Raw genomic sequence first — 19275 nt, forward strand, 5'->3', positions numbered from 1 at the left:
TCTGCATTCCAAGTCTCCTGAGTCAGGAGACCAGCCGCCCGCTGCGTTCGGAGTTCAGGGCCAGCGCGATCGGACCTGGGCGCCGTAGTCCAGGAGTCTCGGGCGGGCTGTCCCTGTGCGTTGGACGACCACAGGGACGACCCGTCTGTCTTTCAGCGCAGAGCTGTGGCGATGCGCCGTCGCAGACTTCCGTCGCTCAGGCTGTCGGCATCCCGCCAGGCGGCGTCGGTGACCTCTTCGGTCTGCAATTGACCGACGTCGGTGGCAGTTCGGAAGAGGAACCGGAAGTCGATGTGTTGGTGGTCCGGCTCCCCCTTGGCATCGTGGGCGGGAATGGGATGGACGTCGACGTGGACGGGGTGGTGGTCCACGGCCTCGACGTCGGCGGAGGGGATCCCGGTCTCCTCAGTGAGCTCCCGCAGGGCCGCGCCGAGCAGCGTGTCGTCCGTGGGCTCCAGATGCCCGCCGGGCAGCAGCCACTTGTCCAAGGCCAGGTGGTGGATGTGCAGGATGCGTCCGTCCTGATCGGCAAGGATCGCACCGGCGGTCACGTGACCGCGGAACTCCTTGCGGCAGGTGAGGTCGGCTCCTGAGTCGAGGAGGCCGACGACCGGGGCCAGCTCGGGCTTCTCGTCGGGGTGTGTATCCAGATAGGCGGTCAAGGTGGTGCGGATGTGGGCTTCTGTGATGGACAAGTCGATCACCTGTTGAAGTAGGAGAGCCAGGTGGCCGCGATAGCGGCTCGGTCGTCCGCGTCGGCCTCGTACATGCCGGGGGCGAGGTCGGCGCGGGTCAGCATCCTGATCCCGGCGAGGATCTCGGCCTGGACCAGGAAGATGAACGGTCCAACGCTGGCACCGTGGATGAAGTTGACGGCGTTGCCGCCGTTCGCCAGATAGAAGTAATGCCCGGTCGTCTCGTAGCGGGTGACGTGGTCGCCGGCCTGGGTGCGGGTGTACACGTCTGGCAGTGTGCTGAGGTCCAGTTCGTCCTCGCTGGAGGTGACGGTGGCGACATAGGTGCCATTGCGCAGATGCCCGAAGTCCTCGCCGTGTAGGGACATCGCGCCGGTCGCGCAGAGCACAAGGCCGGCTCCTCTCAGCGAGTCCTCCCTGTCGCGGGCGACGGTGAAGCCCTGGGAAAGGGCCTGGGCGCGGCGGACGGGGTCGATGTCGTGGACGGTGACCTGGACTCCCTTGGCGTGCAGGAGGCGGGCGATGGAGCTGCCGAGTTTCCCGAAACCGATCACCAGTGCGGGGCGGCCGTGAAGGATGTCGCCGCGGCCGCGCATGACTGCCTCGGTGGAGAAGACCACGGACTGGCCGACCAGAAAGTCCTCGGGGTCTTTGAGCGGTGAGCGGGCAACCGAGATGATCGGGCAGGGCAGCTTGTCGAGATCCGCGTAGCGGCGGTGACCGTTCTCGGTGTCCTCGATCACCCCGAGGATCTGGCCTGAGAAGCGGCTGTGCAGGTCGGCGAGTGTGGGTGCGAAATAGCCGCCGACGTCCAGCAGCACGATGCGTTCACCCGCGGCGCGGGATTCAAAGTAGTCGAGCGTCGCGTCACGGTCGGCGAACAGCTCACGGGAGAGCGTGTCGACTGGGATGGTCTGTTCGACCTCGCGCTGGACGGCAGGGTTGATGGACTTCGGCTTGGGCAGCACTGCTCGTAGTCGGCTCATCACGGCGATCGCGCGGACGAAGCCGGGCCGCTCGGGAAGTAAGTGGGTTACCAGGAACGAGGTGACCTGGTCGGTGGGGGCGAAGCGGGCAGCGATTTTGGCGAAGTATGCGTCCAGCCGGGCGCGTTCGGTGGTTTCCATTGCCGTTCCCTCTCGGTCGGAGTCAGTGCAGTGCATTGGGGAGCGGGGGACCCGGTGGGTCTGGGCAAGGCAGAACAGGAGGCTTCCGAGGGGAGGCCGGCGTTGAAGCGGGTGAGGTCGGCGCTTCGCGGCAGCTCGGACAGCCAGCAAGCCAGGTCCAGGCGGTCAGCAGGATGCCCCTGGAGTGGGCGGGGCAGTCTTGAAGCGTGACCAAACGGCTTTGCCCGTCACCCCGCGATCTTCGATGCCCCAGTCATCGGAGAGCATGTCGACGATGTGCAGGCCGCGTCCGGAGGTGTCGTCGTGGGTGGGGCGTCGGCGCTTGGGCCGGTGGGGGCTGGAGTCCTGGACCTCGACGCGGACGATGTCGTCCTCAACGCTCATCGTGACGTGGAAGCCATGACCGCAGCATGTGCCGTGCGTGAGGGCGTTGGTAGCCAGCTCGGAGACGCAGATGCGGACGTCATCGGCCCGCCCCTCCAAGCCCCAGGCAGCGAGGGTGCAGAGGGCGAAGTCACGGACCTGACCCACGGAGTCGGGGACGGGCGCAAAGAATCTCTTGATGGCATCGGGCATGGCAGCCTCATGTCTCGGTGTCCACGGTAGGGGCAGAGCTGGGAGTGCTGCGGCGACAGCGATCCGATGTCCGGCGGATCGTCCTGCTGCCGCGGGCGAGTATCAGCCGCACTCCTGAGCCGGTGATCTGCAGTCGCCGCTCGACGGCTATCGGCTTGGGCCCCAGATGGGAGGGGGCAGGCAGAACCACGCCATAGACATCCGGCAGGTCGAGCACATCCAGCAGGCCGGTGAACGCCGTGCTGGAGGCCGTCGCGGTGCTGTCGCGTTCGATGAAGATGGCACCCAGCACCAGCTCGTGGCTGTGGCAGTACTCCACCAGGGCCCCGGTCAGGGCCGTCTGCCGGGCAGCAGCCCTCTGGGGGAGCCGGAGGAAGCCGTAGACGATCGGGCCGTTCACCGTGCGATGCTCCGTGAGGGGATCCATTTGCGTGTCCTTTCAAAGGATGAATAGGGGCGGGAGGCGTGGTCGGACCGATCGGACCGGGCCAGCACTCCGAGCATGGCCCTCTGCCAACCCCAGGAAAATGACCCGTTGTTGTACTTCCGTTGCACTTGCGTGCCCCATCTGCCTGCATCGTGCTTCGATGCTGTGCGGAAGGGAGTGACGTGTGGCGACCGTGCACCACTGGAGTGGCCTGGAGGCCCATGCCCTGCAGCTCGCGCTACGGATGAGCGTCAGGGTCTTTGCCCAGCACCTCGGGGTTGCTCAGCGCACTGTTGCCAAGTGGAACAAGCTCCTTGAGTCCACCGAGCCGAGGCCTGACACGCAGGCGATCCTGGACACCGCGCTGGCCCGTGCAGATGCCACGGTGCATCTGCGGTTTGAGACACTGCTGTCCGAAGCAGGTCGCTCCGCGGCCGGGCCGGGACGCCGGGTGACTGTGTCCGGCCCACGAGCCTGGGAATACGAGTCTTGGGCCGATGACCTGGACCGCGTTGTCGTCGCGCTGTCCCGCCAGAGTTTCGCGTTCGCCGACAACCTGCTGAGCCGCTGGCTGGGCCCCTTCAAACCGGTCGAGCTGGACGACAGAGGCCTGTATCTGTTCGCCCGCTCAACGGCCCTGCTCGGTGATCTGCATCGTGATCAGGGCGCCGTGCTGGGGCCGCTGTCAGCCCAGCACTCGTATGTGGGCGCCCGCTCGGCGTTCACCCAGCTCGACATCCCCCGCCGCATCGCACAGCTCGACCTGTCGCTCGCCGTGGTAGCCGAGATGTCCGGCAAACTGGAGACCGCTGCCCGTCACTACGAAACTCTGGCGGTGGATGACCGGCTCTCCCGCCGCGACCGGGCCAGGGCCCGGCTGTGGGTGGGGACCGCGCTGAGCAAGGATGGTAACCACGACTATGCCGCCCGCGTCATGCTCGCCGCGACCCGTGACTTCGAGGACCTGGCCGAGCCCGACGACTGGTCCGTCGCCCACCAGAAACTCGCCCTCGCCCATCGCGGCGCCGGCGACCTCACCAAGGCCCTGCAGTTCATCGACATCGCACGCAGCACCGCCACGACCGACTCACCGATGCAACGCGTGCGTCTGGACACCGCCCACGCTCACATCCTGCTCTCCGACCCAGCCACCCGGGATGATGGACTGCAGGTTCTCGACGGGGCCGCGAAGATGGCCGCGCAATACGGCATGAGCCACCAACTTCGCAGCATCGAGGGCATCCGGACCACGATCCAGGGGACACGACGTCCCAGGCAACGGTGAGCAGGGAGAAGCAGTGACGGAACAGCAGCGGGCGATCTCCGAGGACCAGTGGCGCAACGCGAAGCTGATCTGGGACTACCACCAGATGCATCACCAGCTGAAGCCCTGCGACGTGGCGATCGGGCTGGGCAGCCACGACCTGCGGGTCGCGGCCTTCACCGCCGACCTCTATCACCGGGGGCTCGTACCGACTCTCGTGTTCACCGGCGGCAACAGCCCCAACACCGCTGCCCGCTTCCCACGCGGTGAGGCTGTTCACTTCCGCGACCACGCCATCGGCATCGGCGTCCCCGCCGACGCTGTCCTCATCGAGCCGAACGCCGCCAACACCGGGCAGAACATCTCCTTCACCCGTGAGGTGCTGGCTGCGGCCGGCATCATGCCGACGTCGGTGCTGTTGACGGCGATGCCCTATATGGAACGACGCGCCTATGCCACGTGTCGCAAGGTCTGGCCCGAGGTGGAGGTGATCTGCGCGTCCGAACCTCTGGAGTTCGACGACTACCTCAAGGCGATCGGCGACGAAGCCTTTGTCACCCACATGCTCGTCGGCGACATGCAGCGGGTCATCGAGTATCCCCGGCTCGGCTTCGCCATCGAGCAGGACGTCCCGGAGGGCGTGCATGCCGCTTACGAATCCCTCATCCACGATGGCTTCACCCGTCGCCTCCTCACCTGACCTGCCATTACCCGGTGGGCTGTGCGCGATCCACCAGCCCAATCTCTTCCCGCGGCTGACCACCCTGGCCAAGCTGTTCGCGGCGGACTGCTGGATCGTTCTGGACGACGTCCAGTTCACCCGCCGCGACTACCAGCATCGAACCCGCCTCGCCTCCCTGCCCGACGCGCAGGACCGCCGGTGGCTCACCATCCCCACCCACCTGCCCCACGGCCGTCGGACAGCCATCCGGGAGGCACTCATCGTCGAACCTCTCCGGTCCCAGCGCAGAACCGCGCAGATACTGCGGCAGTACTACGGGGCCAGCCCCCACTGGCCCGCTTTCCAGCAGCCCCTGACCTCGCTTCTCGACCTGTTCGACACCACCGACAGGACCGCTGATCTAGCCGAGGCGTCCACACGGATTCTTCTGAACCTGTTGGGCTGGACTGGCTGCGTCCTCCACAGCAGCAGACTTCACGCCAGGACGGGCCGCTCAGAACGTCTCGCCGACCTTGCAGCCCTCACTGGTGCCAGGTCGTATCTGTGCGGAACCGGCGGCATGAGTTATCTGAACACTGCCCCCTTCCGCGCCCACGGCCTCACCGTCACCCCCTTCACCACCCCCGAGGCCGCCCTGTGGCAGACCGGTCGCGAGGCCAGTGCGGTCCAGGCGCTGATGCAGCTCGGGTGCAAGCCTCTCGCAGCCACTCTGCGAGCCGTCACCGCCGGTCAGTCAGGGCCCCAGCACGCACCATGAGCCCCCTGACCCCGATCCGTACGCCGACAGACCTCACGAGCGGGCCTGCGTGCGCAGGGACGACACGTACTCGGCCTGGTCACACCCTGCTCAGCTCTGCGTGACATTCCGAGCGCGACCCGCCGGGCGCCCCCGGCGGACGTTCAGCCCGGCCCACGGGCGTTGAGCCGGGCGGCCTGGCGGGTCAGGTGGTCGCGCTCGGCGAGGTTGGGCGCCTGGTGGGCCGCCTCGGCGTACAGCCGTGCCGCCGTCTCCAGGTCGCCGTCGCGCTCGTGGAGATAGGCCGCCACAGCGGTGTAGCGGGGCACGGGATGTCCCCTGCTCGAAGAACTCGGTCCGGGGCCCCGCCTGCTCGGAGAGCTGGGGGAAGAGGCGTCCAGCTCCGCGAGTACCGCCAGGCCGGCGCGTGGGCCGTCGGCCTCGCCGACGGCCACCGCGCGGTTGAGCCGGACGACGGGGCTGTCGGTCAGGCGCAGGAGTTCGTCGTACCACTCGACGATCTGCACCCAGTCGGTCTCCTCGGCGGTGGGCGCGTCGGCGTGGAGCGCCGCGATGGCAGCCTGGGCCTGGAACTCGCCCAGCCGGTCGCGGGCGAGGGCCGCCTGCAGAATCCCGACGCCCTCGGCGATCGCCTCGGTGTCCCACCTGCCGCGGTCCTGTTCGGCAAGCGGCACCAGGCTGCCGTCGGGCGCGGTCCGGGCGGCGCGCCGGGCGTGGTGGAGCAGCATGAGGGCGAGCAGCCCCGCCACTTCGGGGTGGTCGTACACGGCGGCGAGCTGCCGGGTGAGCCGGATGGCCTCGGCCGCCAGGTCGACATCGCCGGAGTAGCCCTCGTTGAAGACCAGGTAGAGGACGCGCAGCACGGTGGCGACGTCGCCGGGCCGGTCGAACCGCGCCCCAGTGCCCGGCTTGTCCCCCGGCCTTCGGTCGGGAGGTGCCCCCGGAGCAGGGGACACCCCGGTGCTGGAGACGGTGCGCTTGGCCCGGCTGATGCGCTGCGCCATGGTCGCCTCGGGCACCAGGTAGGCCTGGGCGATCTGGCGGGTGGTCAGACCGCCGACGGCGCGCAGCGTGAGGGCGACCGCGGACGCCGGCGTCAGCGACGGGTGGGCGCACAGGAAGTAGAGCTGAAGCGTGTCGTCCACCGCGGGCGCGGGCCCGGGCAGCGGTTCCTGGTCGACGAGGTCCTCACGCCGGCGGCGGGCGGCGTCCGCCCGGGTCGCGTCGAGGAACTTGCGCCAGGCCACCGTGACCAGCCAGCCCTTCGGATCCCGTACAGAGGCTCCCACGGAGGCCCCGACGCTCGACGTACCCGGGACAGGGGCCCCCTTGCTCGACGTGCTCGGGACGGGCTGCCCGCTGCTCGTAGAGCTCAGGTCGGGGGAGCCCCCACTCGAAGGGCCCAGGCTCGGGTGTCCCCCGCTCGCAGAGCTCGGGCTGGGGTGTCCCCTGCTCGTAGAGCTCGGGCTGGGGTGTCCCCTGCTCGTAGAGCTCGGGGAAGGGCCCGCCGGCCAGACCCGCAGCGCCTCGACCAGCGCGTCCTGCACGGCGTCCTCGGCCGCCGCGAAGTCGGCTCCGCGGCGGACGAGGATCGCGATCACGCTGGGTGTGAGGCTCCGGAGCCGGGCCTCGTCCATCGGTGACGTCACTCCGTGATGGTGGGCGGCGCGGTCAGGAACGGGCGCACCTCCAGCCACTCGTGGATCGGCTTCCCGCCCGCCCCGGGGGCGGCCGACAGTTCGCCGGCCAGCTCGACGGCCCGGTCGTAGCTGTCGACGTCGATCACCATCCAGCCGGCGATGAGGTCCTTGGTCTCGGCGAACGGGCCGTCGGTGACCGGGGGGCGTCCCTCCCCGTCGTACCGGACCCACGCCCCCTCGGGGGCGAGCGCCTGGCCGTCGACGAACTCGCCGGTCCCCTCCAGCCGGGTCGCGAAGTCCTGCATGTACTGCACGTGGGCCGTGATCTCCTCCGGCGCCCACTGGGCCATCGGCACGTCGTTGACCGCGGCCGGGGCGCCCCGGTAGTGCTTGAGCAGCAAGTACTTGGCCATGATGCTTCTCCTCGGTGCTGGTGCGACCCATTGTGGTCGCGTTCACCTCGGGGACGGAGCCGGCCACGGGTTCTCGACATCACCGACCGAAGTTTTTTTCGGCGCCCTCGTGGATGTCCCCGGGAGAGCCGTCTTCGCAGGTCCGTCTCGCAGGTCCGGGTCCGTCCGGGGCCGGGGCCGGGCCGGGGCTGCGGCGGCCGGCATGAGGGACGAGGGCGCAGAAGGGCACCGCCGAACCGGATCGCCTCACCGGCCGGACGACTACCGGAGACATGGCCGAAACATGACCACGGCCTCCGCGACGGGGGTTGTCGGTCCCGGAGGCCGTGGCGTCATGCGGGGCGCGTGCCGGATGCCGTGCCCCCGTTGTGTGCCGGTTTCCCGGACCCCTGAAGCATCGTGGACGCCGGTCCCGGCCGTCATGAGCACACAGTCGACAACTCTCTTGCCGCACAGCGCACGTCAGCCCATCGGACACTTCCGGTACTCGCCGGGTGGCATCCCGTAGACCGTCCGGAACGAACGGTTGAAGTCCGACGCCCGGGAGAACCCCCACCGCGCCGCCACCACATGCACCGGAACCTCCGTCAGTGCCGGATCCGCCAGATCGCGCCGTGCGGCTTCCAGCCTGCACCGCCTGATCCACGCGGCCACGGTCGTCTCCTCACCCTTGAACAGACGGTGCAGATAGGACACCGAGATGTGATGCGCGGCCGCGACGTCCCCCGGAGACAACTCCGGATCATGGAGATGCGCCCGGATGAACCGCTTCACCTGTAACAGCAGCGCCCGCTGCCGCGTCCCCTCCGGCAGGCACCGCTCCGCCTCCGCCGTGTGCGCGAAGAGCGCGGCCACCAGGTCCACCAGCACCGCCCCCAGCCGGGGCCCGTCCTCGGGCCGGTAGCGCGGCGCATCCGTGACGACCTGGGTCAGGAACTGCGTGGTCAGGGCCACCATCCCCGTGTCGGCCGCCACCCGCCGCGGTACCCCGCGCCGGAGCAGCTTCGTCGGCAGTGGCAGCAGAGCCTTCGGGATCTCCACCCCCACCACCGACACCGGCGCGCGCCCCGTACGGATCTCCCACGGCACCGACGAGTCGTTGATGTGCAGGTCGGACGGCCGGTAGACCGCCTCCTGGTCGTCCCAGCTCCCCACCCCGGTACCGCCGACGAGCACCGACAGGTGGAACAGCCCGGGATCCGACTTCCGCACCAGCTGCGGCGTGCGCCGGATCACCAACTGCTGGAACGTCGCCGGCCACACGGTCACCGCGCCCAGATCCAGCACCCGCTGCACGGCCCGGAAGTCCTCCGCGTGCTCGCTCTCCATGCGCACCGGCGCGTGCGTCCGCCCGACCAGATCAGCCCAGTACGCCAACCGGTCCGAAGCCGCCACATCCTCGCTCCGCAGCAGTGTCTCGCTCAACATTCGTACCGACCCCCGTCTCCTTCACGAATGAACAGCACGAAGGTAGCCCCGCCGACGGGGGTGGAGCGGATGTTTACGGTCACGCCGGCGTCTCGTCGAGTGCTGCCGCGACGACGGTCACGGGGCGGCAGGCCCCGGCAGCCGCGCCGCGCGTCCCGTCCAACCGGCCTCCGGCGGGTGAGCCGTTCCGGCGGCGCACGGGAGCACGCGCGCACCGCGCCCTGCCGACGTGCGCCCGTCGGCGCCCCGTCCCTCCGGCCCCCGGTCGCGGCACCGGGACCCGTCAACCGCGGGCCCGGAAGCGGATCACGGCCGCCGGGAACCGGGTGTGCCGGCAAGCCGCCGTCGGCGCTGTCGCCGGCGCCGTCGCGCGGCCGGGGCCCGGCCACCGGCACGTCGCCCTACAAGCACCGCGAACCGGCCGCCATACTGGACGGACCGGGGAGAGTGCAGCGAACTGACGGGGGCGGCGGCAGGCAATGGGGGACAGCAGGCTGATCCACGGCCGGTACCGGCTGCTCGACCGGATCGGGCGCGGCGGTATGGGCGAGGTCTGGGCCGCCCGTGACGAGTCGCTGGGGCGCCGGGTCGCCGTCAAGTGTCTGAAACCGCTGGGTTCGCCCCAGGACCAGTCCTTCACCCGGGTGCTGCGCGAGCGTTTCCGCCGCGAGGCGCGCGTCGCGGCCGCGCTCCAGCACCGCGGGGTGACCGTCGTCCACGACTTCGGGGACGACGACGGCGTTCTCTATCTCGTCATGGAGCTCCTCGACGGGCGCAATCTCAGCCAGCTGCTCCAGGACAACGGGCAGCGGCCGCTCGCCGTTCCCGAGGTCGTGGAGATCGCCGGCCAGGTGGCGGCCGCGCTCGCCTACACCCACCGGCAGGGCATCGTGCACCGGGACCTCAAGCCCGCGAACATCATGCGGCTGGCCGACGGAACCGTGAAGATATGCGACTTCGGCATCGCCCGCCTCGGCGACGACATCGGCTTCAGCGGGCGGCTCACCGGTATCGGCATCGCCATGGGCACGCCGCACTACATGTCGCCCGAGCAGATCACCGGTGGTGGCGGTGTGGACCACCGCAGCGACCTCTACTCGCTGGGCTGCGTGCTGTACGAGATCGCCACCGGGGCACCGCCGTTCGACCTCGAGGACGCCTGGTCGGTGCTGGTGGGGCACCGCGACACCGTGCCCGAACCACTCCGGGCCCACCGCCCGGAGATCCCCGAGTTCCTCGACCGCGTCGTGCTGGACCTGCTCGCCAAGGACCCCGGGCACCGGCCCCGGGACGCCGCCGTGCTGGAGGAGCGGATCCTGTCCGCCGTCCACCCCCGGCCCGGTCCGGGGACGACCGCGCTGCTGGGCGCTCCCGGTCTCCTCCGGACCGGGGTGCTGCCCCCGGAGGTGCGCCCCGCCCCCGCCGTCCGGGCCCCCGCCCCCGACTACGCCGGCGTGGGCGCCGTGGCGACGGGAGCGCCGGGCGGGTGGGCCGCCGCCCCGGGCCTCCCCGGCTGGGCGCACGGCATGACCCTCGGCTCCCGGGCCCACGGCGGCCGCGGCACCGTCCTGCCCGCGGCGTGGACCGCGCTGACCGGCGAGTGGACCGCGTCCACCGACGCCCGCACCACGTCCCCGCCGCTGCCGGACCGGTCGGCGCCGTCGCCGCAACTGCTGGCGGGGCTCCACGGCCGGCACAACGCGGGCCTCAGCCTGAGCCGGCTGGGCCGCTGGGAGGAGGCCGGGGAGGTGCACCGGGCGGTCGCCGCCGAGCGCGAGCACGTCCTCGGCCCGGAGCATCCCGACACCCTGGCCAGCCGCTACGAGGTCGGCTACACCCTCAGCAGACTCGGCCGCCCCGGTGACGCGCTGCGCGAGTTCGGCCGGGTCGCCACCGGCCGGGAGCGGACCCTCGGCGCCGAACACCCGGACACACTCGCCGCGCGGCAGGAGAGCGCGTACGCCCTCAGCCGGCTCGGCCGGCACTTCGAGGCCCACCAGCTGTACGGCGACGTGCTCGCCGCCCGGAAGCGCATCATGGGGGCCGACCACCCCGACACCCTGCGCTGCCGCCACAACCTCGCCTACAACCTGAGCCGGCTGGGCCGGCTGGAGGACTCGTACACCATGGCCCGTGAGGTGGCCGCCGCACGGGAGCGTGTGCTGGGGCCGCAGCACCCGGACACCCTGGTCACCCGGTACGAGGTGGCCTACGTCCTGGGCCGACTCGGCCGCTGGGACGAGGCGCTGCTCACCTACCGCGAGGTGGCCGGGGCCCGCCTCGAGGCGCTCGGCCCGGAGCACCCCGACACGCTCGCCGCCCGGTACGAGGTCGGCATCAGCCTGGGGCGGCTCGGCCGCAGCTCCGAGGCGCTGAAGCTCTATGACGCCCTGGTGGACGACCGCACCCGGGCGCACGGCCCCGAGGATCCCGAGACGCTGCGGGCCCGGCACGGCCGCGGCGTCAACCTCGGCCGCCTGGGCCGCTGGGAGGACGCGCTCGCCGAGGCCCGGGAGGTGTGCGCGGTGCGCGAGCGGGTGCTGGGCCCGGACCACCCGGACACGCTGGTCAGCCGTCGCGAAGTCGCCGTTGGCCTGGGCTGGCTGGGCCGCTGGGACGACGCCCTGACGGTCTACCGCGAGGTGGCCGCCGCTCGGGAGCGCGTGCTGGGCCCCGACCACCACGACGCCCTGACCAGCAGGAACGACGAGGCCCACTGCCTGGAGCAACTCGGCCGTTCCGAGGAGGCGGTCGCCCTCTACCGCCGGGTCGCGGTGCTGCGGCAGCAGCGGGGCACCCCGGGGCTCTGAGCCGCCCCGGCCCGGCCTCGTCCCGGAACACCCGGTCCCGACCCGGCCCCCGGCACCCCGCCCCGTCCCGGAACGCCCTGGCCCGGCCCGGCCCCCAGCACCTCGCCCCGTCCCCGCCCGGAGCCCCGCCGGGCAGCCCGGCGCGCACCGCCGTCCCCGCCCGGAGTGCCCCGGCCGGCCCGCCTGCCCCGCCCCCGCGTGCTCTGGCCGGGTGCGGCGACGGCGTGGTACGCAGAGGCATGGCCGCCAAGGACACGTACGACGCAGTGATCATCGGCGGAGGCCACAACGGTCTCGTCGCCGCCGCCTATCTGGCCCGGGCCGGCCGCAGCGTGCTCGTGCTGGAGCGCCTGGACCGCACCGGCGGCGCCGCCGTCTCCACCCGCCCCTTCCCGGGGGTCGACGCCCGGCTCTCCCGATACTCGTACCTGGTCAGCCTGTTGCCGCAGAAGATCGTCCGGGACCTGGGGCTGCGCTTCCGGGTCCGCAGGCGCAGCGTCTCCTCCTACACCCCGGCCGAGCGGGGCGGGCGCGCCACCGGGCTGCTGGTGCACAGCGGCGACCGGGAGCGCACCCGTGCCGCCTTCGCCCGGCTCACCGGCTCCGACCGGGAGTTCGCGGCCTGGGAGGACTTCTACGGCCGGACGGCCCGGCTGGCCGAGCGGGTCTTCCCCACGCTGACGGAGCCGCTGCCGACCCGTGAGGCGCTGCGGGAGCGGATCGCGGACGAGCAGGCCTGGCAGGCCCTGTTCGAGCAGCCGCTCGGCCGGGTGGTGGAGGAGACGTTCCGGGACGACCTGGTGCGCGGGGTCGTCCTCACCGACGCGCTGATCGGCACCTTCGCCGACGCGCACGACGCGTCCCTGCGGCAGAACCGCTGCTTCCTCTACCACGTCATCGGCGGCGGCACCGGCGACTGGGACGTCCCGGTCGGCGGCATGGGAGCCCTCACCGACGCACTGGCCGACGCCGCCCGCGCCGCCGGAGCCGAGATCGTCACCGGACACGAGGCGACCGGCATCGCCACCGACGGCACCCGCGCGGAGGTGACGTACCGCGGACCCGACCGGGAGGGCACCGTGGCCGCGGCGCAGGTCCTCGTCAACGCGTCCCCCCGCACCCTGGCCGAACTCCTCGGCGACGAACCCCCGGCCCCCCGCGCCGAGGGCGCGCAGCTGAAGGTGAACATGCTGCTGCGCCGGCTGCCCCGGCTGCGCGACCGGGACGTCGACCCCCGTGAGGCGTTCGCCGGGACCTTCCACATCGCCGAGGGATACGAGCAGTTGGCGACGGCCTACCGGCAGGCCGCGGCCGGGGAAGCGCCGGCCGCCCCGCCGTCGGAGATCTACTGCCATTCCCTGACCGACCCCTCGATCCTGGGGCCGGAGCTGGTCGAGCAGGGGTACCAGACGCTGACCCTGTTCGGACTGCACACCCCGGCGGGGCTGTTCGAGCGGGACCACGACGCGGTGCGCGAGGACCTCCTGAAGTCCACCCTCGCCCAGCTCGACGCCTGCCTCGACGAGCCGGTCGCCGACTGCCTGGCCACCGACGCCGACGGCCGGCCCTGCATCGAGGCGAAGACCCCGCTGGACCTGGAACGGGACCTGGGCCTGCCCCGCGGGAACATCTTCCACCGGGACCTCGCCTTCCCGTACGCCACCGGGGAGACCGGCCGGTGGGGCGTGGAGACCGGGCACGCCAATGTGCTGCTCTGCGGCGCGGGAGCGGTGCGCGGCGGCGGGGTCAGCGGGATCCCGGGGCACAACGCGGCCATGGCGGCGCTGGGGGAGTGACCCCGCCGGGGCGCCGCCGGAGGGGCGCCCTCCGGCGGATCCGCCGCACCCGCCAAGAAAACTGACACTGCATCAGAAAATCTCTTCCCTCGGCCGTCGCCCTGCGGCATCCTGCGCCCCATGGAGACGGAGCTGAGCAAGAGACTGGGCGTGGAGCACGCCATCTTCGGCTTCACGCCGTTCCCCGCGGTGGCCGCCGCGATCACCCGCGCGGGAGGCCTCGGGGTGCTCGGCGTGGTCCGGTACGGCGCCCCGGACGAGCTCGCCCGCGACCTGGACTGGATGCAGAAGCACACCGACGGCAAGCCCTACGGCATCGACGTGGTCATGCCCGCCCGCGCGGTGGACGGCGTCACCGAGGCCGACATCGAGGACATGATCCCGGACGCCCACCGCCGGTTCGTCCGGGACACCCTCGCCCAGCACGGCGTCCCCGAGCTCCCCGAGGGCGAGGCGTCCGGCTGGCGGATCACCGGCTGGATGGAACACGTGGCCCGCTCCCAGCTGGACGTCGCCCTGGACTACCCGGTACGGCTCCTCGCCAACGCCCTCGGCTCCCCGCCGCCCGACGTCGTCCGCCGCGCGCACAACCACGGAATCCTCGTCGCGGCGCTGGCGGGCAGCGCCCGGCACGCCGAACGCCACGCGGAGGCCGGCATCGACGTCGTCGTCGCCCAGGGGTACGAAGCGGGCGGCCACACCGGGGAGATCGCCTCGATGGTGCTCACCCCCGAGGTCGTCAAGGCGGTCGACCCGCTGCCCGTGCTCGCCGCCGGGGGCATCGGCACCGGCGAACAGATCGCCGCCGGACTGGCCCTCGGCGCCCAGGGGGTGTGGCTGGGCTCGATCTGGCTGACCACCCGGGAGGCCCGGCTCCGCTCCCGCGCCCTGACGCGCAAGCTGCTGGCCGCCGGATCCGGCGACACCGTCCGCTCCCGGGCCCTCACCGGGAAACCGGCCCGCCAGCTGCGCACCGAGTGGACCGACGCCTGGGACGACCCCGCCGGCCCCGGTGCGCTCCCGATGCCGCTCCAGGGGCTGCTGGTCGCCGAGGCGGTCTCCCGCATCCAGCGCTACGAGGTCGAGTCGCTGCTCGGCACGCCCGTCGGCCAGATCGTCGGTCAGATGACCTCCGAGCGCCGCGTCCAGGCCGTCTTCGACGACCTCACCCGTGGATTCGAGCGCGCCGTCGACCGCGTCCAGCGCATCGCCGGACGCGTCTGACGCGCCGTCCGGCCCTGATCCCGGCAGGCATCCGTCCCCGCCCTTCCCGGTGCGCCGCTCCGCCCGACGCGCACCCTTCCCACCGGCACGAGGCACTCGGCACGAGACCTCGCCCCGACGCAAGGCCCCGACGCAAGGCCCCGACGCAAAGCCCCGACGCAAGGCCCCGACCTGACGCAAGGCCCCGACCCGACGCGAGGAGGAGCACCATGACCCCGGCACCCCAGGGCTTCTGGGCCCAGGCCACCGCGGACCCGGACCGCACGGTCCTGGTCGCCCCGGACGGCGCGGAATGGACTGCGGCGGAGCTGCATGCGGCGGCGAACCGGCTGGTGCACGGGCTCCGCGCGGCGGGGCTGCGCCGGGGCGACGCCTTCGCCGCCGTACTCCCCAACGGACCCGAGCTCCTCACGGCGTTCCTCGCCGCCAGCCAGGCCGGGCTGTACCTCGTTCCGGTCAACCACCACCTGGTCGGCCCGGAGATCGCCTGGATCGTCGCCGATTCCGGGGCCCGGGTCCTGATCGCCCACGAGCGGTTCGGGGAGCAGGCCTCGCGCGCCGCCGACGAGGCGGGACTGCCGGCCGGGGAGCGTTACGCGGTCGGCACCGTCGACGGCTTCCGGCCGTACCGGGATCTCCTCGACGGCCAGTCGCCCGAGCCGCCCGCGGACCGCACCCTCGGCTGGGTCATGAACTACACCTCCGGCACCACCGGCCGCCCCCGCGGCATCCGCCGGCCCCTCCCGGGCCGGCCGCCCGAGGAGGCGTACCTCGGCGGCTTCCTCGGCATCTTCGGCATCGAGCCCTTCGGCGACAACGTCCACCTGGTGTGCTCGCCGCTCTACCACACCGCCGTCCTGCAGTTCGCGGGCGCGTCGCTGCACCTCGGCCACCGGCTGGTGGTCATGGACGGCTGGCGTCCGGAGGAGATGCTGCGGCTGATCGACCGTCACCGGTGCACCCACACTCACATGGTGCCGACCCAGTTCCACCGGCTCCTCGCCCTGCCCGAGGAGGTCCGGAACACCTACGACGTCTCCTCGATGCGGCACGCCATCCACGGGGCCGCCCCCTGCCCCGAGCACGTCAAGCGGGCAATGATCGACTGGTGGGGGACCTGCGTCGAGGAGTACTACGCGGCGAGCGAGGGCGGCGGGGCCTTCGCCACCGCCGAGGACTGGCTCAAGAAGCCGGGCACCGTCGGCCGCGCCTGGCCCATCAGCGAACTGGCGGTCTTCGACGACGACGGGAACCGGCTGACGGCAGGGCAACTGGGCACCGTCTACATGCGGATGACCACCGGCGGCTTCAGCTACCACCGCGACGAACAGAAGACGCTGAAGAACCGCATCGGCGACTTCTTCACCGTCGGCGACCTCGGCTACCTCGACGAGGACGGTTACCTCTACCTCCGCGACCGCAAGATCGACATGATCATCTCGGGCGGGGTCAACATCTACCCCGCGGAGATCGAGGCCGCCCTCCTCTCCCACCCGGCCGTCGCGGACGCCGCCGTCTTCGGCATCCCGCACGACGACTGGGGTGAGGAGGTCAAGGCGGTCGTCGAACCCGCGGACGGCCACCGGCCGGGGGAGGAGCTGGCCGCGTCCCTCCTCGTCCACTGCGAGGAGCGCCTCGCCCGCTACAAGCGCCCCCGCTCCGTGGACTTCGTCACCACTATGCCCCGCGACCCCAACGGCAAGCTCTACAAGCGGCGGCTGCGCGAGCCGTACTGGGAGGGGCGGGAACGGGCGGTCTGACGGGCCGGTCCCCGCGCCTCGGCGTACCTCCGGAGCCGCGGTCGAGGGTCCGGCCCGGCTACGGAGCCGGGTACGCCAGGGGCGTATGTCCCGGCCTAAGGTGTGTACATGATCAATGCAGCGGGTTCCCTCGCCCGTATCGTCGAACGGGTACCGCCGCCCGCCGAAGCGGTCAACGGGCGCGGCGACTGGGGCGATACGGAGCGGGGGCTCGGAACCCGCCTGCCGGACGACTACAAGCAGCTGGTGGAGACGTACGGCCGCGGTGACCTCTGGGGCGCGCTGTGCCTGTGCACACCCTTCGGTGACGACAACCCGGTGCGGCTCGAAGCGGACCTCCAGGAGGTCTTCGGCCCGATGCGTGAGCGCTGGCCCGAGCAGCACCCGTACCCCTTCTTCCCGGAACCGGGCGGGCTGCTCACCTGGGCCGTGACCGAAGACGCGGGGCAGGTGTGCTGGCTGACCGACGGCCCGCCCGAGTCCTGGCCGGTGGTGATCTGGTCACGCGACAGCGACTACGAACGCTTCGACTGCGGGGCCGCCGCGTTCCTCGACGGATGGCTCAGTGGCCGTCTCACCTCCGAACTCCTCTCCCGTGAGGCGGACATCGCGCCCTGGTTCGACGCGGCGGTCGAACACGATCACATCTACATCCAGCTGGACGAGGGAAACCTCCCCTACCCCGAGCGTCTGCGGATCCTGCGCGACGCACTCGCCCCCACCGCGGACCGGGGCGCCTATGAATACAACGGCGGCCGGCAGGACCACTTCATCGTCACCGGAACCGGCTGGCAGCTGACGTACGAGACGGCCTACGCGCACCAACTCCGCGTCGCCTTCCCGCCCGCCGACAGCGAAGCGGCCCGGGACGCCGTCCTCACCGCCGTCGACCGCATGGGGTGCGCCGTCCAGTCGTTCGGCACCGTTCACGGCACCTCGTCCTGGGACCCCGTCCCGGACCCCTGTCCCGGACCCCACGCGGATCCCCTGACCCACTGAGTGCCCGACCGGTCGAAGAGCGGCCGGTGGACCCGCGGGACAGGACAGCGGTGCGCCGGAGCGCCGACGCCGTCCCGCTGTCAGCTGTTGCCTGTGAAGGCCTTCACGGGCCAACTCGTGGATCCGGCCCGGTGCCTTGACCGCACCCGGCTCGCGCCACAGGATCACGCCCATGACCGGTGTACACAGCAGCACAGTCGACGGCGTCCTGCGGCGCAGCGCCCGGCGCGTGCCGTACCGCACCGCCCTGCGGTACGGCCCCCGTTCCTGGACCTACCGCGAGCTGGACGAGGCGGTCTCGGCGGCGGCCGGTGTCCTGCGCGAGCACGGGCTCGGGACCGGTGACCGGGTCGCGTCCTACGGGCACAACTCCGACGCCTACCTGATCGGTTTCCTGGCCTGCGCCCGTGCCGGGCTGGTGCACGTACCGGTCAACCACCACCTCACCGGTGAGGATCTGCGGTACATCCTGGAGCAGTCGGGCAGCGCCCTGGTGCTGGCCGACCCCGGCACGGCGCCCGCCGTCCCCGACGGCTTCGCCGTAATGCCGCTGCGCGATACCGACGACTCCCTGCTCGCCCGGCTCCGCACGGCGCGGCCGTATCTCGCGGATCCGCCGCCCGGCACCGAGGACCTCGCCCAACTGCTCTACACCTCGGGCACCACGGCGCTGCCCAAGGGCGCGATGATGACGCACCGCGCCCTGGTCCACGCGTACGTCAGCGCGATCACCGCGCTCGATCTGCGCGAGACGGACCGGCCGGCGCACGCCCTGCCGCTCTACCACTCCGCGCAGATGCACGTGTTCCTGATGCCGTATCTGGCGGTCGGCGCGGAGAACACCGTCGTCGACGGACCGGATCCCGCCACGCTCCTCGACCTGGTGGCGGCGGGCCGGGCGGACAGCCTGTTCGCGCCGCCCACCGTCTGGATCGCGCTCTCCGGGCACCCGGACTTCGCGGACCGTGATCTGTCGGCGCTGCGCAAGGCGTACTACGGGGCGTCGGTCATGCCCGTGCCGGTGCTGGAGCGGCTGCGCGACCGCCTCCCCGGGCTCGCCTTCTACAACTGCTTCGGGCAGAGCGAGATCGGACCCCTCGCCACCGTGCTGCGGCCGGAGGAGCACGACGGCCGGATGGATTCCTGTGGCCGTCCGGTCCTGTTCGTGGAGGCCCGGGTGGTGGACGCGGCGGGGGAGGACGTGCCCGACGGCACACCCGGTGAGGTCGTCTACCGTTCCCCGCAGCTCTGCGAGGGCTACTGGGAGAAGCCGGAGGAGACGGCCGAGGCCTTCCGGGACGGCTGGTTCCGCTCGGGTGACCTGGCCGTCCGGGACGCGGAGGGCTATCTGACCGTCGTCGACCGGGTGAAGGACGTGATCAACTCCGGGGGAGTGCTGGTCGCTTCGCGCCAGGTCGAGGACGTGCTGTACCAGCATCCGCAGGTCGCCGAGGTGGCCGTGATCGGACTCCCCGACGACCGGTGGATCGAGTGCGTCACGGCGGTGGTCGTCCCGCGCGGTGACATCGAGCCGCAGCGGCTCGTCGACCACGCCCGGGAGCGGCTCGCCCACTTCAAGGCGCCGAAACGGGTCTTCCTCGTGGACGAACTGCCCCGGAACGCCAGCGGCAAGATCCTCAAGCGCGAGCTGCGGGACCGGTTCGCCGCCGGCTGAAC

The 19275-nt window shown here is 71.7% G+C and carries 16 protein-coding genes; 9 read left to right on the forward strand and 7 right to left on the reverse strand.

Annotated features, from left to right (window positions below; genetic code table 11):
• Positions 1 to 152: 152 nt before the first annotated feature.
• The 4 genes from AC3EQ1_RS05850 to AC3EQ1_RS05865 form a co-directional block, all read right to left on the reverse strand.
• Positions 153 to 704 carry an NUDIX hydrolase gene (locus tag AC3EQ1_RS05850; protein ID WP_432093179.1) on the reverse strand — a complete coding sequence of 184 codons (552 nt, stop codon included), beginning with the start codon at positions 702 to 704 and terminating at the stop codon, positions 153 to 155.
• On the reverse strand, positions 701 to 1822 hold the full coding sequence (locus tag AC3EQ1_RS05855) for an NAD(P)-binding domain-containing protein (RefSeq protein WP_432093180.1): 1122 nt from the start codon (positions 1820 to 1822) through the stop codon (positions 701 to 703). Before AC3EQ1_RS05855 ends, AC3EQ1_RS05850 begins: the two co-directional genes overlap by 4 nt.
• Before the next feature lie 165 nt (positions 1823 to 1987).
• Positions 1988 to 2398, reverse strand: coding sequence for an ATP-binding protein (locus tag AC3EQ1_RS05860; RefSeq protein WP_432093181.1), 411 nt, complete (start codon positions 2396 to 2398; stop codon positions 1988 to 1990).
• A gap of 7 nt (positions 2399 to 2405) precedes the next feature.
• Positions 2406 to 2825, reverse strand: coding sequence for a hypothetical protein (locus AC3EQ1_RS05865; RefSeq protein WP_432093182.1), 420 nt, complete (start codon positions 2823 to 2825; stop codon positions 2406 to 2408).
• A 184-nt stretch (positions 2826 to 3009) separates the two neighbouring features.
• Here AC3EQ1_RS05865 and AC3EQ1_RS05870 point away from each other — a divergent pair, with 184 nt between their 5' ends.
• The 3 genes from AC3EQ1_RS05870 to AC3EQ1_RS05880 are packed head-to-tail and all read left to right on the forward strand — an operon-like array spanning position 3010 to position 5528.
• Positions 3010 to 4110, forward strand: coding sequence for a hypothetical protein (locus AC3EQ1_RS05870; RefSeq protein ID WP_432093183.1), 1101 nt, complete (start codon positions 3010 to 3012; stop codon positions 4108 to 4110).
• 13 nt (positions 4111 to 4123) lie between these two features.
• Positions 4124 to 4789, forward strand: coding sequence for a YdcF family protein (locus AC3EQ1_RS05875; RefSeq protein WP_432093184.1), 666 nt, complete (start codon positions 4124 to 4126; stop codon positions 4787 to 4789).
• The gene (locus AC3EQ1_RS05880) at positions 4761 to 5528 is read left to right on the forward strand and encodes a WbqC family protein (RefSeq protein WP_432093185.1); all 768 of its coding nucleotides are present in this window, start codon (positions 4761 to 4763) and stop codon (positions 5526 to 5528) included. Before AC3EQ1_RS05875 ends, AC3EQ1_RS05880 begins: the two co-directional genes overlap by 29 nt.
• 143 nt (positions 5529 to 5671) lie before the next feature.
• Here the strand turns inward: AC3EQ1_RS05880 and AC3EQ1_RS05885 are convergent, their stop codons facing one another.
• The 3 genes from AC3EQ1_RS05885 to AC3EQ1_RS05895 all read right to left on the reverse strand — a co-directional run bounded on the left by AC3EQ1_RS05885 (position 5672) and on the right by AC3EQ1_RS05895 (position 9009).
• Positions 5672 to 6817 carry an RNA polymerase sigma factor gene (locus AC3EQ1_RS05885; RefSeq protein ID WP_432093186.1) on the reverse strand — a complete coding sequence of 382 codons (1146 nt, stop codon included), beginning with the start codon at positions 6815 to 6817 and terminating at the stop codon, positions 5672 to 5674.
• 356 nt (positions 6818 to 7173) lie between these two features.
• Entirely contained in the window at positions 7174 to 7581 is a 408-nt protein-coding gene (locus tag AC3EQ1_RS05890; RefSeq protein ID WP_432093187.1) for a YciI family protein, read from the reverse strand.
• Positions 7582 to 8043: 462 nt separating this feature from the next.
• A complete protein-coding gene (locus AC3EQ1_RS05895; RefSeq protein WP_432093188.1) occupies positions 8044 to 9009 on the reverse strand; it encodes a helix-turn-helix domain-containing protein in 966 nt (321 codons plus the stop codon).
• A gap of 479 nt (positions 9010 to 9488) precedes the next feature.
• Between AC3EQ1_RS05895 and AC3EQ1_RS05900 the strand changes: the two genes are divergently transcribed.
• From AC3EQ1_RS05900 to AC3EQ1_RS05925, 6 genes are all read left to right on the forward strand, one after another.
• Positions 9489 to 11819, forward strand: a complete 2331-nt coding sequence (locus tag AC3EQ1_RS05900; protein WP_432093189.1) for a serine/threonine-protein kinase — start codon at positions 9489 to 9491, stop codon at positions 11817 to 11819.
• Positions 11820 to 12058: 239 nt separating this feature from the next.
• A complete protein-coding gene (locus AC3EQ1_RS05905) occupies positions 12059 to 13615 on the forward strand; it encodes a phytoene desaturase family protein (RefSeq protein ID WP_432093190.1) in 1557 nt (518 codons plus the stop codon).
• Positions 13616 to 13735: 120 nt separating this feature from the next.
• Complete coding sequence (locus AC3EQ1_RS05910; RefSeq protein WP_432093191.1) at positions 13736 to 14839, forward strand: NAD(P)H-dependent flavin oxidoreductase; 1104 nt, start codon at positions 13736 to 13738, stop codon at positions 14837 to 14839.
• 209 nt (positions 14840 to 15048) lie between these two features.
• Positions 15049 to 16599, forward strand: a complete 1551-nt coding sequence (locus AC3EQ1_RS05915; protein WP_432093192.1) for an acyl-CoA synthetase — start codon at positions 15049 to 15051, stop codon at positions 16597 to 16599.
• A 108-nt stretch (positions 16600 to 16707) separates the two neighbouring features.
• Entirely contained in the window at positions 16708 to 17598 is an 891-nt protein-coding gene (locus tag AC3EQ1_RS05920) for an SMI1/KNR4 family protein (protein ID WP_432093193.1), read from the forward strand.
• 172 nt (positions 17599 to 17770) lie between these two features.
• Complete coding sequence (locus AC3EQ1_RS05925) at positions 17771 to 19273, forward strand: acyl-CoA synthetase (protein ID WP_432093194.1); 1503 nt, start codon at positions 17771 to 17773, stop codon at positions 19271 to 19273.
• Positions 19274 to 19275: the final 2 nt, after the last annotated feature.

The organism is Streptomyces sp. bgisy100, assembly GCF_057709105.1.